The 15,755-nt window shown below is 37.0% G+C and carries 17 protein-coding genes; 10 read left to right on the top strand and 7 right to left on the bottom strand.

Going from position 1 to position 15,755, the window contains the following annotated elements:
* Positions 1–104 precede the first annotated feature (104 nt).
* Positions 105–1,370 carry a S8 family peptidase gene (locus tag ACMAYX_RS02990; protein WP_392991629.1) on the top strand — a complete coding sequence of 422 codons (1,266 nt, stop codon included), beginning with the start codon at positions 105–107 and terminating at the stop codon, positions 1,368–1,370.
* Between the two features lie 49 nt (positions 1,371–1,419).
* Complete coding sequence (locus ACMAYX_RS02985) at positions 1,420–1,839, top strand: group II truncated hemoglobin (protein ID WP_392991631.1); 420 nt, start codon at positions 1,420–1,422, stop codon at positions 1,837–1,839.
* On the opposite strand, the gene ACMAYX_RS02980 is transcribed toward ACMAYX_RS02985, so the two are convergent.
* Entirely contained in the window at positions 1,762–2,160 is a 399-nt protein-coding gene (locus ACMAYX_RS02980; protein ID WP_412470722.1) for a DUF309 domain-containing protein, read from the bottom strand. The two genes, ACMAYX_RS02985 and ACMAYX_RS02980, sit on opposite strands and share 78 nt — an antisense overlap.
* A 77-nt stretch (positions 2,161–2,237) precedes the next feature.
* Positions 2,238–3,008: a 3'-5' exonuclease gene (locus tag ACMAYX_RS02975; protein ID WP_103217495.1), complete on the bottom strand. Its 771-nt coding sequence runs from the start codon at positions 3,006–3,008 to the stop codon at positions 2,238–2,240.
* Between the two features lie 120 nt (positions 3,009–3,128).
* Here ACMAYX_RS02975 and ACMAYX_RS02970 point away from each other — a divergent pair, with 120 nt between their 5' ends.
* From ACMAYX_RS02970 to ACMAYX_RS02960, 3 genes are all read left to right on the top strand, one after another.
* Complete coding sequence (locus tag ACMAYX_RS02970; protein ID WP_103217494.1) at positions 3,129–4,697, top strand: sensor histidine kinase; 1,569 nt, start codon at positions 3,129–3,131, stop codon at positions 4,695–4,697.
* Positions 4,698–4,699: 2 nt separating this feature from the next.
* On the top strand, positions 4,700–5,389 hold the full coding sequence (locus ACMAYX_RS02965) for a response regulator transcription factor (protein WP_103217493.1): 690 nt from the start codon (positions 4,700–4,702) through the stop codon (positions 5,387–5,389).
* A 138-nt stretch (positions 5,390–5,527) separates the two neighbouring features.
* Positions 5,528–6,358, top strand: a complete 831-nt coding sequence (locus ACMAYX_RS02960) for a thioredoxin domain-containing protein (RefSeq protein ID WP_103217492.1) — start codon at positions 5,528–5,530, stop codon at positions 6,356–6,358.
* 4 nt (positions 6,359–6,362) lie between these two features.
* On the opposite strand, the gene ACMAYX_RS02955 is transcribed toward ACMAYX_RS02960, so the two are convergent.
* From ACMAYX_RS02955 to ACMAYX_RS02935, 5 genes are all read right to left on the bottom strand, one after another.
* A complete protein-coding gene (locus ACMAYX_RS02955; protein ID WP_158246836.1) occupies positions 6,363–7,103 on the bottom strand; it encodes an endonuclease I family protein in 741 nt (246 codons plus the stop codon).
* Between the two features lie 186 nt (positions 7,104–7,289).
* Positions 7,290–8,057, bottom strand: coding sequence for a PilZ domain-containing protein (locus ACMAYX_RS02950; protein WP_412471523.1), 768 nt, complete (start codon positions 8,055–8,057; stop codon positions 7,290–7,292).
* Positions 8,032–9,249 carry a transglycosylase SLT domain-containing protein gene (locus tag ACMAYX_RS02945; RefSeq protein WP_103217489.1) on the bottom strand — a complete coding sequence of 406 codons (1,218 nt, stop codon included), beginning with the start codon at positions 9,247–9,249 and terminating at the stop codon, positions 8,032–8,034. The genes ACMAYX_RS02950 and ACMAYX_RS02945 overlap by 26 nt, the downstream gene beginning before the upstream one ends.
* Before the next feature lie 127 nt (positions 9,250–9,376).
* Positions 9,377–10,228 carry a VWA domain-containing protein gene (locus ACMAYX_RS02940; protein ID WP_103217488.1) on the bottom strand — a complete coding sequence of 284 codons (852 nt, stop codon included), beginning with the start codon at positions 10,226–10,228 and terminating at the stop codon, positions 9,377–9,379.
* Positions 10,229–10,239: 11 nt separating this feature from the next.
* On the bottom strand, positions 10,240–10,995 hold the full coding sequence (locus ACMAYX_RS02935) for a MotA/TolQ/ExbB proton channel family protein (protein ID WP_103217487.1): 756 nt from the start codon (positions 10,993–10,995) through the stop codon (positions 10,240–10,242).
* Positions 10,996–11,064: 69 nt separating this feature from the next.
* Here ACMAYX_RS02935 and ACMAYX_RS02930 point away from each other — a divergent pair, with 69 nt between their 5' ends.
* From ACMAYX_RS02930 to ACMAYX_RS02910, 5 genes are read left to right on the top strand one after another with little or no spacing between them, the layout of a single operon-like run.
* Complete coding sequence (locus ACMAYX_RS02930; RefSeq protein ID WP_103217486.1) at positions 11,065–11,475, top strand: acyl-CoA thioesterase; 411 nt, start codon at positions 11,065–11,067, stop codon at positions 11,473–11,475.
* Between the two features lie 10 nt (positions 11,476–11,485).
* Complete coding sequence (locus tag ACMAYX_RS02925; protein WP_158246834.1) at positions 11,486–12,223, top strand: ABC transporter ATP-binding protein; 738 nt, start codon at positions 11,486–11,488, stop codon at positions 12,221–12,223.
* The gene (locus ACMAYX_RS02920; RefSeq protein ID WP_103217484.1) at positions 12,216–13,040 is read left to right on the top strand and encodes an ABC transporter permease subunit; all 825 of its coding nucleotides are present in this window, start codon (positions 12,216–12,218) and stop codon (positions 13,038–13,040) included. Before ACMAYX_RS02925 ends, ACMAYX_RS02920 begins: the two co-directional genes overlap by 8 nt.
* The gene (locus ACMAYX_RS02915; protein WP_103217483.1) at positions 13,040–14,398 is read left to right on the top strand and encodes a hypothetical protein; all 1,359 of its coding nucleotides are present in this window, start codon (positions 13,040–13,042) and stop codon (positions 14,396–14,398) included. Before ACMAYX_RS02920 ends, ACMAYX_RS02915 begins: the two co-directional genes overlap by 1 nt.
* Before the next feature lie 28 nt (positions 14,399–14,426).
* Positions 14,427–15,698, top strand: a complete 1,272-nt coding sequence (locus ACMAYX_RS02910) for an acetyl-CoA C-acetyltransferase (RefSeq protein WP_412462705.1) — start codon at positions 14,427–14,429, stop codon at positions 15,696–15,698.
* Positions 15,699–15,755: the final 57 nt, after the last annotated feature.

Below are 15,755 nucleotides of genomic sequence, written 5' to 3'. Positions count from 1 at the left end.
CAACTTCTTACACCCTGTAATCTGAACTTGTCTTAAGAAAATTAAAATGAAATCATTTTTTTTACCGAATTACTTTTGATCACGGATGAACATAAGGATAACTCATGAAAAAATTATTTCTTGCACTTGGTATGACATGTGCGCTGAGCGCTTCAGCTCAAAACTTCAATGGTTACATTGTAAAACTAAAGCCAGGTTTCGAGTCTCTTGTTAACACGAATATGGCAGATGCTCAGGTTAGAAAACTAAGCTTTGGTACTTTTGCTGTTGTTAAGCAAAATTTTGAAGGCCTTGTTCAAGACCCAGCAGTTGAGTATGTTGAGAAGAACTGGATCATTAACTTAAATGATTTTTCAGCTCCTCAACATGATGATGCTTCATTAACAGAAAATCGCGATGAGCAATTTTCTAAGCAATGGGGATTAATGAATGACGGACGCAACTCTAGTGGTTGGTTCTCAAGAGGAAAAGCTGGTGAAGACATCAATGCAACTGCTGCATGGAATGTTGAAACAGGTGATCGCGATCTAGTTGTTGCAGTTATTGATACAGGTGTTGATTATACTCACGCTGATCTAAAAGCTAACACTTGGAAGAATGAAGGTGAAATCGCTGGAAACGGAATTGATGATGATGGAAACGGATTTGTTGATGATGTTTATGGATACGATTTTGCAAATAAAGACGGTGATCCAATGGACGGTCACTCTCATGGTACTCACTGTGCTGGTGTAATTGGTGCTCGTCACAATGGAACTGGTATCATGGGTGTTATGGCAAATGTTAAAATTATGTCGATTAAATTCCTAAGTGACAGTGGTTCAGGGGAAACAATTGATGCAATCTCTTCAATTGACTACGCTGTTGCAAATGGTGCAAAAATTCTTTCAAACTCTTGGGGTGGAGGAGAGTACTCTGAAGCACTTAAAGAGTCGATTCAAAATGCACGTGATAAAGGTGTTCTTTTCGTAGCTGCTGCTGGTAACTCTTCAGCTGACAACGATGCAAGACCAACTTACCCAGCAAATTACGATGTTGAAAACGTAATCACTGTTGGTGCAATGGATGGTAAAGGTAACCGTTCATCTTTTTCTAACTACGGACAAGATACAGTTCACGTATTTGCACCAGGTTCAAATATTCTTTCAACTGTACCAGGTGATCGTTATAAGAAGATGTCTGGAACTTCAATGGCAACGCCAATGGTTTCTGGGGTACTTGGACTTCTACTATCAAAAGAAGAAGGGCTAACTTTCTCTCAAATTAAAGAAAGAATTTATTCAACTTCAGTACCAAATGCAGGACTTATCACAAAAGCTAAGTCTGGACGTATTGAAGCTTATCGCCTACTTAACAATATCCAAAACTAGTGATATATAAAGAGGGGAGTCGTCGTATTAGCGACTCCCTTTTTTATTTATGAAAATCAAACTACCAGAATTCCTTATTCGAAAATTAAAAATGACTCCTTATCATAAATTAGGTGGCGCCGAGGGCGTTCAAGAACTTGTTAATAACTTCTATGAGATCATGGATACTGACCCAAAGGCTTCCAAGTGTCGCGCTATTCACGCAAGCTCACTTGAAAGTGCTAATAAGAAACTTTTTATGTTTCTATCTGGCTGGTTAGGTGGCCCTAGTCTTTATATTGAAAAGTACGGCCATCCTCGTATGAGAAAGCGTCATTTTCCATTTAAGATTGGTTTTGCTGAGCGAGATGAGTGGCTTTATTGTATGAGAAAGGCCATGGATCATAAGAACTTAAAGCCTGAGTTTGATAAAGAACTCTGGGGTGCTTTCGAAAGATTCGCCGAGCATATGAGAAACCAAGACTTTTAGATCTTCGATTTCTATTCCGCAAAAAACTTCGTAATTTAATTCATTAAGTAGCTCAAGGCAGCGCTCAAAGTGAGTTTTAAATGCACTTTCTTGCTTCATTTCTAATTTTAATAGCCCTGCTGCTATTTTAATGATGGCCTTAAATAAAATGGCAAAGTCATCAGTTCGATTATGCTCATTCCATAAGGATTCTAAGTAGGCATGGGCCTCCCAGAAATATCCTTGATTTACCAAATCAATCGCATACAGATAATCTTCACTATCTTTAAAAGCTTCACTAGAACTTAGGCGAGCTGTTTGAGGCTCGCCGCTTTCTTCCATATGGCCACCAGACTTCAAGGGATGTGGATTCACTCCCGGTCGAAATTTATATGATGGTAGTGCTCGAGTGGAATATCTTATGAAAGTCTCCAATCAAAGTCATAAAGAAGTTTTCCTTCATCAATATGAACTTGAGAAACTATCTTTGACCAAACTTTTTCATTTGGGTCCCACTGGAATCTTGCACGAGCAACCTTGTGCTTGATCGTATTGAATTTTTCAACTTCTTGACGATTCTTCCAATTCGGTGCCTTAAGCTCCGCTACGATTCTAACTTTAGGTGCACTAGCAAGCTTTGCCATACGTGCATAATCGTAGTGAGAAGCAATCTTTAACATCGCTAAAACATCAGTTACGGCGCGGTGAGGGAATGGATTAATAAATCCATGTGAGTGCTCAAGAAGCGCCATTGATTTATGAGTAATTTTTCTTGGGTACTCAACGTCTTCTTGAGTATCAATCCAAACTTTATTTGGCATCTCAATACCATGTCTTTTAAACATGGCCGTAAGCATTGGCTTGTCGTACTTTGCACCATTATGGGCCATCATATAGTCGGCCTTCTTCATCAGAAGTGCGATTCTTTCAAGGGCCATCTTGATTTCATCACCTTTACGGCCCCATTCAGCGAGTAATTGCTCATCAATTCCTGTTAGCTCAATAACTTCTTCCGTAAGTTTTAAGCGGTCTTTCTCGTCGATTAGTTCAGAGAAGATTCTAACTGGAGAGTTGATGCGTGTATCCCAAAGGACTGCTCCAATTTCAGTAACGCGGTCAACTTCAAGGTTTACACCTTTTTGCGTTAGATTTTCGTTAATACCTTCTAAATCAACTCCAAGAATGAGCATTTGACGTCCTTTTGTTGGTCTTGCTGTGTGCCATAAGATTAATTGACAATATTCTGACTTATTTAGGACAATTATTAACGATACGTTTAATATTGTAAATGCTGGGATTACTTAGATTTAATGAAACCTTATATTGTACTTATATTCACGGCGTTAATTGTGGCCTTCTTTTCAGGAAGTTTTGTTTTAAAAACTTTCGCTCCTCGATTTGCTAGCCAGTATCAAATTGATGAGATCAATGAGCTAAAAGTTAAGATGCAAACTACAATTACACCATACGCCATCGTTAACTTCTCATCATTGTATTACTCAGATGAGCAGTTCCAGCTACTTAATCCTTCACTTGCTATTGAAGAATTTGATGCATCTCTACTTTCAAGTTCAAAAGGTTGTTCAAATATCGAGATTCTTCAATCTCAGCTTACGGGAACACGTAAAAAAGGTGTCTGGGAACAAATCCGCTGTGGAAGAATTCGAAATATTCCTAACTGGTTTGTGAAATCTCCACCTTATATTCATGAATCTGGTGTTAGTTACGCATACCTCTTATTTCAATATCAATTGGCCACAGGCCAGGCGTCTCAGACGTCATGGGTAAGGCGTAGACTTTCTTACTTCCATGTTTCAGAACTTGCACAACTTCAACGTGAAATCGGGCCACTCGGTGGAATCTACGGTCTACTTGCAAGTCTTTCTCAGGAAACTCTACAAGATATTATTAATGAGGAAGGAACTATTCTAGCAAAGAACTTTTTATTGGCACGAATAAAGTATCCACGCCAATACAATGTTCTCGAGTATCGCTTTTACTCAAATGATTCCATTGAAAGATTTCTCGATCAAACGCCTTATCAAATATCAAGAGCACGTGCAGGTAAGTGGTGTGTCTACAACGACGGTCCAATTTGTTGGCGACAGAACACAAGACATCTCTTACAGACTGTCTCTACTTCGACTTTGACATCATTTACCGGGATCATGGTTATCTTCTTCATTATTCTTTGGCTACTATTCAGTAAGATCAAGGATGATAAGGTTGAGGAGAGTCGTAAGAAAATGGCACTTCAAGTTTTGACACACGAGTTTAGAACTCCTGTTAGTTCTCTTCTTTTAATTGTTGAAAAAATGAACCGCTCAATTGATAAATTGGATGAAGAACAGCAAGAAGATCTTCTTCGAATTGCTGGAGAAGTATATCGCCTTCAACGTCTAACAGAAAAGTCTAAGCACTACCTGCAAGGCTCTAATGCCTCAGGAATGTTAACTTTTAGTTATGAAAAGCTAGAGCACTTAGAAGATCTTATCTATGATACAATTATTCCTATTAAGGAAACTTATGATAAGGAAATAGAACTATCGATTGATGTGAAAGATACGATCTTTGTCGATTATTATTGGTTTCAAATTCTCATTAAAAATCTCGTTGAGAACTCTTTTATTCATGGTGCGCCAGAGCACTACTTAAAGATTTATGAAAAAGATAAATTCTTTGTTGTTGAAGTCGGTGATGGTGGAGAGATTACAAGAGACCTTGATACTCTAACAAGTGAGTTTGTTAAGGGCTCTAAAAGTTCAGGTACAGGCTTAGGTTTAAATATTATTAAAAATATAGTTGATGAATGGGGTGGAAAAATTGAGTTGGTTAAGAAGCCGACGAAGTTTATTATCACTCTACCTAAAAGGAAGTAATTATGGATAAGATTCTATTAGTTGAAGATGATGTTTCACTAGGTAAGGGAATTCTTGATTTTCTTAAAATGGAAGGCTTTGATACGACGTGGGCACAAACTTTAGAAGAAGCAAGAAAGATTGATTTAAAAGGTTTTAATCTTATTATCCAAGATTGGATGCTTCCAGATGGACAGGGGATTGATTTTCTAAAAGAGATTCGTTCTAACAATAATAATACACCTATGATTATTCTTACTGCTAAGACTGATCTGATTGATAAAGTTGTTGGCCTTGAGTCAGGGGCAAACGACTATATGACTAAACCATTTGAGTCTCGTGAACTACTTGCTCGTATTCGTGTGCAACTTCGTATTGGAGATCAAGGAGCTACAGCTAAGGATCTTGATACTAAAGGTGTTTTAACTCTTGGAAAACTTAAGATTGATAATGATACAAGAGAAGTTACTTGGGATGGAAACTTAGTCGAACTAACTAAAATGGAGTTTGATTTCCTAAAGCTTCTTGTGGAAAATCCAAATCGCGCTCTATCTCGTGATGAGATTTTAAATAAGGTTTGGGGTTATGAGTGTTATCCATCAACTCGTACCGTAGATACACACGTTCTTCAATTACGTCAGAAATTTAATGAAAATTTAATTGAAACGGTTCGAGGTATCGGCTATAAGCTGCGTCCACAATTTGCTCAATAAGAATAAAAAATGATTTAAGGGCCTTTCAAAGGCCCTTTTTTTTTCAAAGAATTGACATAACTCTAACGAAGATTGAATAAAGCTTGGCCATAATATAACGAAAGGTTAGTTAATATGAACAACTACTAAGGGGCCATTATGTCTAAGCGTATAACCATTCCACTTCTCTTTGCCTGCGTGGCACTTTTTTTAGCGTCATGTCAGTCGAAGCAATCGGCGAGCGATCTGCAAAAAACTCTTGAGGAAAATCCGCAGATTTTAACTGAAGTGATGAAGAAGAACCCGCAATTGTTTATGGAAACACTTCAGAAGATGGCATCTCAAATGAGAGAGAAGGCCCTTGAAGATCGCAATAAGAAAGAACAGGAAATCTTAGAGGCCGCATTTAAAGACCCTATTGAAGTCGAAAAGCATAGTGAAGATTTAATCATTGGTAATCCTAATGCGAAAGTGGTTATTTATGAATACTCTGATTTTCAGTGTCCATTCTGTTATCGTGCCCTTGAGACAGTAAAACAAGTTCTTGATGAGTATAAAGATGATGTGGCCTTTGTCTATCGCCACCTGCCAATTGATTCAATTCATCCAAATGCAAGATTGGCCGCAAAATACTATGAAGCAATTAGAATTGAATATGGCCAAAAGGCCTTCGACTTTCATGAAACAATTTTAAAGAATCAAAATAAGATTCGTCATGGTGAAAAATATTTCCTTAGTTTAATTAAAGAAATGAAATTAGATATTGGGAAAATTAAGGAATTAGTAAACTCAAAACGTGTCGAGAATAAGATTGCTGCGGACGTAGCAAGTGCAAATAAATTGGGCTTTAGTGGCACTCCTGGTTTTGTTGTGGCCGGTGTCCCTGTTAAAGGCGCATACCCATATTCTCATTTCAAAATGATCTTAGATCGTCGTTTAAATGGAAACTCTAAGGATCCTGCTAGCGAGATGGCAGCGAAGATCAAGTAAGAAATTAAATGTCCGTCAGTAGTTCAATTAATTCAGGGTAATCGATAAATGGATTTCGGTTGCCCTGATACTTCTCAACTTCATCATTTCTAAACTTCTCAAATTCATCGATAGGATCTAACTTGTCCCAAGCTCTCAAGAATGCTTCTTCACGATCATCAATTGGAAGCTCATACATTACTGCAAAGTAGAATAGCCCACGAGCGATATCACCCTTTACTTCATTAGGTGGTTCAAAAAGCGGCATATTTGGATACTTCTTATTCTTTCCAAATTTAGATTCACCACAGTCTTGAAGTTTATTGTCGTCAACTTCACCGTAGTGATATGAGGCCCTCATACTATTAACAAAAGAGTCTGTTGGGAAAAGGTGGTGCATATCCGCAACCATATCATCGTATTCGTTCTTACCGTGTTCAACAGTTTCACCATAGTCAAAGAATCGAGACTTCGGCCATGTATGCTCAGTGTTGATGATATTACCATCAGGTAGGTTTTCAGAGTCTAATTGAATATCGACATTATTTTCGTACTCATTTCCGCAGTAAAGGTCTTTTAGAAACTTATTATCGGATCCAGATTTATTATAGGCGTAGATATTATTAAAAAGGTAAAGGCGTGCTTCTTTATAATAAAGAGTTCTCTTTCCTTTTTTCATCAAATCAGAAAGACGCTTTCTGAATTTTGCTTGATCGATTTGTGTTTTCGTATCACCGTGGCCTTTGAGGTTTATTGCCTGGGCCATAGTGAGTGATGTTGCTAAAATTATTAGAGTGGTACGTAACATAATTAGCTTTTACGGTAATTTATGAACAGATGGTAGGAGATTGTAGAATTTACCCGAAATATAGTCCCAATAAAAAAACAGGACCTCGGTGAGGTCCTGCCAATTTAAAAATCAAGCTCGTTATTTTAGCTACTTAGGGGACGACTAAGCGGCCTTATTATACTCTTCGTAATCGTTATCACTATCCATATTTTCTTCATCTACACTTTGTCTAAGGCTTGTTAAAAGCTTCTCTAATTGAAGTCTTTCGCTAACTCCAAGCTCAACAAATTGTACCCCCATTCCTTCTGGGTAGCGTCCAACAGCATTCGATTTTCTAACGACCTTGGCCTTTAGTTCTAAATCTGTTCCGATATTAAAAGTAAAAGTGTCTCCACAATTGAAGATATCTTTTTGAGTTGGCGTATTATACGAAATATAAGCACCTGTTCTTGAGATATCAAAAGTTTCTCCAAGATTAATTGGAATATCAGTTGATGATACCTTTGTTGGTAGTGGTGCTTGGTAACGAATTGCTGTTTTCCACCACTGAGCAGCAGGAGAATTAATAACATTCGTTTCATGACTAAGAATAAAATATGAAGTCATTAGGATATATGCAAAAGTTGATAGAATAACTGAAGCTGCTTCAAAGTCATTTCCATAAACTAGGACAATCGAGTTATTTAAACAAACAAAGCCAATCGATAATGGAAAGCTCCACTTGATGTCATCTTGCGCTGTAAATGAAAAGTACGCATTTAGAAAACAAGAGGCCATAACCATAAAGTTAAAGACTGTCATTTTCGACCAGATGGCACCAATATCAGTTGCACCATGACCATAAAGGAACATGACCTGAACTGGGATACTAACTGCAATTGCAATAAATACAAATGCATAAATATTAAAGATTAATGGCTTGATCTTCATTGATGACTCCTTGTGTGTCATTTTGAGTAAAGTGATAACAATAACTATTTACGCGATTAATATAATTCTTTGCTTCTTGTAGGCGATCAGAGTTACGCCAATTTGTTTCTAATTTGATTAGTTGTGACTTAACTCTAAATGGGCCAGAGTTATAGCTGGCAAGAATTAGGTCTGTGAAAAGTTGGCTTTTCTCAAATGATTTAAGGTCTTTGATTTTTGGATATGACTTTTGTACAAGATCGATATTTCCACGCCAGTACTTCTTTAAATATTCAATATACTCAAGGCCACCAATAACAGACTTCTTACGATTAAGTCGCCAGTCATTTCTTTGATTAATCTTTCCTGACCTAACCATGAATTTTACAAGTCCATATGGAAGCTTTTCAATTCTCTTATCAACTTTCCACTTATCGTATTTCTTAACAACGTGCTGGCTTGCTGCATCTGTTACTTGTGTAAGCCCAATTGCTTTTGCAGAACTTACTGAACGATAGTTAAACCCTGATTCTTGGGCAATAATTCCAAGTAGCATTGAAGGGTTTGTATGAACTTTTTTAGCTTCATTTTTTACAAGATCAATGAAGCTATCCTTAACATTGAATGGATCTGTTGTTGTAATTGTTGTGTTGTTATTTGCTGTTGTAAATTGCTTACATGATGGTTCTTCATAACGGTATAGAGAGCGAATCTCTCCACGATATTGGTAACCAATTTTAATATCAGTTTCAAGTCTTGCTGGAAGACTCAGGCGATTGATTTTATAGATGATATTTTGATCGTCTTCATAGATAACTTTATTATTATTTTTAAAGCTTGAAGTAATATTTCTTCCATTCCAAAAGATAACGATATTTTCTGGATTCAATTTTCCACGAGTAGAATTTATCTTAATATAAAGATCATAAACAGCATGACGATTTTGTTTTTTAGGAAAGAACTCAATTCCAATTGTACTTGTTCCAACATTATCAAAATTTAAATGGTTATCTAAGATATTAGTAAAGGCCTCGAGATTTTCGAATGTATCCCCATCATTAATTATTGAAAGAGTGTCACTTCCGAATGGGTTCATTGGCCCAGCACATGAAGTGAAGAGGAGAGTCGCTCCAAAAAAGAGTGCCGAAAAGCTTGCTCTTAACAAGACTCTGACAATGTGCTGACGAAATGTTGGTTTAAGTGCCATGTTCATTGACACTATTATGACAATTTTGGGTAAGTAGCTGAAGTTGCTAGGTAGTTAATCTTTTTATATCAACTACTTAGCTAAAAAATCCGATAAAATCTATGGTTAGCAAAATTAGCAATTTTTGCCAACTTTAGAAGCCATAGAAAAAACCGTTATTGGCATCTGTTAAATTCTTTAAGAATTTATATAAATTTGAGGACTTACTGAAGTTAGTGGCCCCCACACCAATAGCGTTAATTTGGACTTTTCGAAGTCTATTTTTGTCGGTGATATCCCTAACAATATCTTCAATACTATCAGGTGAAGTTGTTCGGCCTGACTTTGTTGGAGAGCCATCACTTAATAAGACAATATCTGTAAGTTGTGGATATTGGTCGATAACATATTTTAGGGCCGCTCTTGTCGGGGTAGCGCCAAGTGGCCTAAGTCCTGCTAGAAATTCATAGACTTCTTCTTTGATTTTTAAATCTCTAAGATCTTGGAGAACGCCCCATAGGGCATACTGAGAACTGCGATTCTTTCCTGGAAAGTAGATGATATCGACGTAGTAGTCCTTTCCCATTGAAGCAATAAGCATCTTAAGGCCTGCCTTAACTTGGCCAATACGATCATCTGTTGCCATTGATCCTGAAACATCAATGAGAAAGGCCACTCTCTTGCCTTTGAAATTAAAACCTACATCAGCATTCTTAACCGTTGGAGCTGGAGTCGGTTTTGGTTCTGGTTTTGGTTCTGGCTTGGCCTGCGGTGGGGTAATTTGAGCTGTTAGCTCTTTAATCACTTTCTTTTGATCCTGAGCAAGCTTTTCACATTGAGAAAGTGCCTGTGAATTATCAACGCAAACTTCTTTTGGAGTTTCTACTGTTGTAGGTGCTTCATTCTTTGGAACAACGATGAAGAGGATAATCACCGCTCCAAGTGCTCCTGAAAGTAAATCAAGAAATGAAATATTAAAAACGTCTATGGACTTTCTTTGGCGCATTATTTGCTTTCCTACATCTCAATCTTATTAACTAAGTTTTCAATTACATATTCTTTTGTTTTCATATGAAATTGATCAGTTGCTTTTTGCAAATCGTGAAAGAGCCACATAAGAATGATACTTAGGATTAGTGCAACAAGTGTTGTATCAAAGGCAACACCAAGAGTTGAAGTAATCAGTTGCATGTCTTTGGAGTTTGCTAGCATTAAAGCACTTGAGATACCAAGTACAGTACCAATAAAGCCAAGAGAAGGAATGGCCCATAGGAGATAGCGAATATTAGACTGTTCAGTTTCTGAGTTGTCTCGATGTAGGTCGGTTATAATATTAATGACCTCTAGAACTTCGGAAATATTTTTCGTTGATCGAAACTTAGCACAAGAATTTTTAATGAGCTGTGTGAGTAAAGTTTTCGAATACTTCTTTTCAAAGTCCTTAACTTTTTGTCCGATTTGAATGACATCGTCAGACATGAGTAAATGTTTTTCATCAGTAGGAAGGAGATTGGCCTTAAAATAAGACTTTTCAGCTTTAATTTGGGCCTTTAGTTCTTTTATTTCTGAAATTGACCAGAAGAATGCCATGTAAGTTAGCCACTGAATGTAGCCACCTTTGATGAAATTTCCGCCTAAGAGAATTAGCAATCTTGAAACCATTCCATCTTGTGGGAAAATACCAGACAGATACGCTCCGTTTAATACCGCCACAATAACACTGCTTATAACAACAGCTTGTCCAATGAGTTGCAATTCTTTCTTTTCTAGCATTGAATGACCTTTTACTCTAAAATTATAGATATATTTTTAATTATTATAACTGACTTTAAAAGGATATAAATGGTGGGAAAAAATAGTGAAAATGAGCCAGTAGGAGAACTATGTGTTCGCACGCTAACGATGCCTTGTGATACAAATCACAATGGTGATATCTTTGGAGGTTGGGTTCTTTCGCAAATGGATATCGCCGGTGCAATCTATTCTGGAAAGCGCTGTAATGGCCGTACGGCAACTATCGCAATTGAAGCAATGAAATTCATCCAACCAGTAGGAGTTGGGGATATCTTATGCTGTTACTGCTCAACTGTAAGAGAAGGAAATACATCTCTTGCTGTTAAAGTTGAAGCTTGGGTTATTCGCAAGTTTGAAACAGAAAGAGTTAGAGTGACGGATGGAATTTTCACATACGTGGCCATTGATGAAAATAAAAGGCCAAGAAGTATTAACTCAAAAACAATTCTCGAAAAATAAGGATTTCTATATGAGCGTAATTAACGTTGAGAATGTCTCTAAAAGTTATAGAGACCAAAAGGCATTATCGGACTTCTCTCTTACTGTAGAACATGGAGATGTCGTTGCTCTTTTAGGGCCAAATGGTGCTGGAAAAACAACTTTTGTAAAGTGTATGCTAAATCTTATAAGTGCAGATAGTGGCAATATTTCGATTTATGATATTGATTCAAATGATCCTATGTCTCGATCTCGTCTAGTTTACTTACCTGAAAAATTTACTTTCTATAGCTACTTCACTGTTGAAGAAACTCTTAAGTTCTTTGCTGAGTTTCACCAAGTTGAAAAGTCTCTTGTAAAAGAAAGAATTCAAGAAGCTTTAGGAAAACTATCAATTGGAGAGTTAGGCAAGAAAAAGCTTAGTGAATTATCAAAAGGCCAAATGCAGCGAGTAGGCTTATGTATTGCTATTGTTGCTGATAAAGATTTGATTATCTTAGACGAGCCATTCTCTGGGCTTGATCCAATCGGTATCAAAGATGTGAAGGATATCTGCCTTGAGCTTTCGAGCAAAGGTAAGACGATCTTAATTAACTCTCATATCCTTTCTGAAGTTGAGAAATTTGCAAAGAAGGTGATTATCTTAAATCACGGTCAAGTTAAGGCCCAGGGGCCTATTGATGAAGTACGTGGTGGTATGTCTCTAGAGGATCGTTTTTATACTCTTATTAAAGGGACTAAAGAGGAAAGTGGGGAAGTTCATGTTTAATTTAACGCTTATTAAAAATACAATTGAAAAAGAAGTTCGAAATAAATCAGTAATCTTTCTATTCATTATGACTGTTATTGTAATGTATCTAGGAGGAGTGCTAAGTAATACCCTTCAAATTGAAATTCAAGAATCTGGTTTTAGTACATATCTAGCAACCGCAAGTATGACAGTTGTTATTTGGATTATTAGTCTTAGTGCAAAGCTTGTCGCAGCTCTTATTTCGGCAAATATCTTTCGTAGTGATTTAGAAAGTGGAGTAATTTCTCAAATCTTAGCACTGCCAATTAAGCGCTCTTCATATGTTATCAATCGTATGCTTGGTGGAGCCGTTTTAAGTTTCCTTTATCTGATCTTCATTTTGATAATTGGGGTTGTTATTCTTCTATCAAATGATCTTGTGCCAAAGGGTGTGGATTTCTCAATGGTGAAGATGGTTGCTTCACTAATTCCTCACTTCTTACAGATTTTGATTATTATGTTTGTGAGTTGTTTCTTCAGTTTATTCTTTAATAAAATTGGAACACTTCTACTAACTTGTTTTTATGTTCTGGCATCTGTTGGTGTTTATACTTATATCAAGGCGGGAAATCCAGCTCTTTCGGGGCTAAACCTTTCTTCAATATTCGGTTTTATCTTTTATTGGATGCTTCCAAGAATTGGTGAAATCTCAGGCCTTGCAGATATGCTATCGCTTGGGGCCGAACTTAATTTAGAAATTGTAAAAAGCTTTGTCTTCGGTTTTGTTCACTTAGTGGCAACTCTTGGGATTTGGGGACTAATCTTTAACTTTATTTTTAAAAGAAGATCATTTTAATGAGAAAATTGCTAATTATCCATTCAGATGAGCGCATCCAATCAAGTGTGAGAGAGTACTTAACAAATGAGTACTCTTTTGAAATTGATTGTCTTGCTAACTCATCACTAATTACGAATGCGGATGAATTAGCAACTTATGACGGGATCGTTTGTGAGAATCGCTATGTCGATAGCGAAGGACGTAATATTGTTGGCGGTCAAAATTTGATAAATTTTATCATTGATCACTCGATAAAAAAGCCTGTTGTTATCTTAGGTGAGATGGAAATTGATTATGGGAGCTTTGTCTCTCTACCATCGAGATTTTCTCTCAGAGATATTAGTCTTCAACTAATTAAGAGTTTAAATATTACAGATGAGGAGTTAAGACATTTAAAGATGCCTGATTTTGTTAGTGTTGAAATTGCAAATTTCTATCAGCTCTCAAATCCATGCTGTGATATTTATATTAAAATGACAAAAACTGGTGTGGATCATTTTGTTAAAAGAATCTATGCCAATGACGTTCTTGATAAAGATATCGTAAGACGTTATGAAAATAATAATCTTTCGCACTTCTTTGTACAAAAAGAAGATTTCGAGAAATTAATGGGACAAATCTTATCTCAGTCTTTAACAAAGGTTGTGAAGGCCTTTAAAGAAGATAAGAAAATCATGGAAATTAGTAGTGATACTTTTGAAATTTCACAAAACCTTCTAAATGAAATTGGAATCACTCCACAAACAGTAAAGCTTGCTAAGACTTCTATTGTAGCTATGACAAAGACTGTAAGCGGCTCTAAGAAACTTTCAACACTTCTTCGCTCTCTTTTAGAGAATGAAACGACTTATGCGTTTAAAAGAAACTATCTAACTAGTTTATTCTTTTATCAAATCATTCCAAATCTAGGATGGGGGCGAGGAGAACAACTAAAGCAAACGATGGATAAAGTTTGTTATATTTGTTTTTTCCACGACATCCTTCTACGTGAAGAGAAACTTTTAAAGATTCACTCTCTTGATGATATGGCCTTCGTGGATTTAACAAATGAAGAAAAGAAGCTTGTGTTAGAGCACGCTAATATGACGACAACTCTCTTGCAGGAGATTTCAGGGATTCCAACTGGAATTGATGTTATAGTTCGCCAGCACCATGGTTCTCTAAATGGTGTAGGATTTCCTGATGTGTACACATCAAATTTATCTCCTCTAGCGATATGTTTTATAGTCATTGAAAAGTATGTTGTTGAGATCCTCAAGTCTATTGAGGCAAAAGAAAAACTTAAATTGAATTCGATACTCCTAGAGCTTGATGAATTTTTTCATTTGAGCAGTTATCGTAAAATAATTTTCGAACTAAAAAGCCTAATAAATTGAAAAGGCAAATTTATAAAAAGGAAAACTAATGGAACAAAGAAAAGTTTGTATTATCACGGGATCACGTATTCCATTTGCAAGGTCTGGAACGACATATCAAGGTGTATCTAACAAAGAACTTATGACAGCTGCTCTTAAAGGTTTAGTAGATAAGATGAACCTAAAAGGCCAAGAAGTAGGTGAGGTCGTTCTTGGAGCTGTTAGTAAGCATGCTTATGATTTCTCTCTTGCACGTGAGTGTACAATTGAGTCAGGACTTTCTTTTCACACTCCTGCAACTGATATTCAAAAAGCGTGTGGCCTATCACTTGAGGCATCAAATATTATTGCAATGAAAATTGCTACAGGACAAATTGAGTGTGGAATTGCTGGTGGTGTTGATACGAATAGTGATATCCCCGTTGAGTTTTCAAAAAAATTCTCAGATGCTATGAGCCGTGCAAATTATGCTCGCTCAACAGGTGAGCGCGTGAAGGCTTTACTAAGTATTCGCCCGGCCGATCTAAAACCATCTTTCCCTGCGGTTAAGGAGCCTCGCACAGGTCTTTCAATGGGACAAAGTTGTGAGCTTATGGCCCAGCGTTGGCATATTGCTCGTAAGGACCAAGACCAACTTGCGTGGGAGTCTCATCAAAATGCTGAGCGTGCATACAATGAAGGTTTCTATAATGATCTTGTTGTGCCTTTTAAAGGCCTAGAGCGCGATGGAATTCTTAGAGCTAACACTACTGTCGAAAAGATGGGATCTCTTAGGACTGCATTTGAAAAGTCTGAGAAGGCAACTCTTACTGCGGCCAACTCAACTCCTTTAACAGACGGTGCTTCTTGTGTTTTCCTATGTTCAGAAGAATATGCAAAAGAGCATAACCTTGAGGTTTCAGCATACTTTACTACTTGTCAGTCGGCAGCAGTTGATTTCATCGAAGAAGAAGGTCTTTTAATGGCCCCTGTTTATGCCGTTCCTAAGCTCTTAAAGCGTGCAGGACTTACTCTTCAAGATTTTGATTTCTATGAAATTCACGAAGCCTTTGCTGCTCAAGTTCTTTGTACACTGAAAGCTTGGGAAGATGAAGAGTTCTGTAAAACAAAGCTTGGCCTAGATTCAGCGCTTGGGTCAATTGACCGCTCAAAGCTAAACGTTAAAGGTGGCTCTCTTGCTCTTGGACACCCATTTGGTGCAACTGGTGCAAGAATTGTTGCAGGCCTTGCTAAAATGCTTCAAGAAAAAGGCGGCGGACGTGGACTAATCTCAATCTGTACAGCAGGTGGGATGGGCGTTGTTGCTATCGTTGAAAGATAAAATTGAATAAAAAAAGGCACCCATTGGGTGCCTTCTTTATTTATACTTTATTGTATG

Origin of the sequence: Halobacteriovorax sp. RT-2-3, assembly GCF_047085075.1 — a bacterium.
Taxonomy (GTDB): Bacteria; Bdellovibrionota; Bacteriovoracia; order Bacteriovoracales; family Bacteriovoracaceae; genus Halobacteriovorax_A.
The sequence above is the reverse complement of the archived record's forward strand: the minus strand, read 5'-3'. Positions and strand labels throughout refer to the sequence as shown.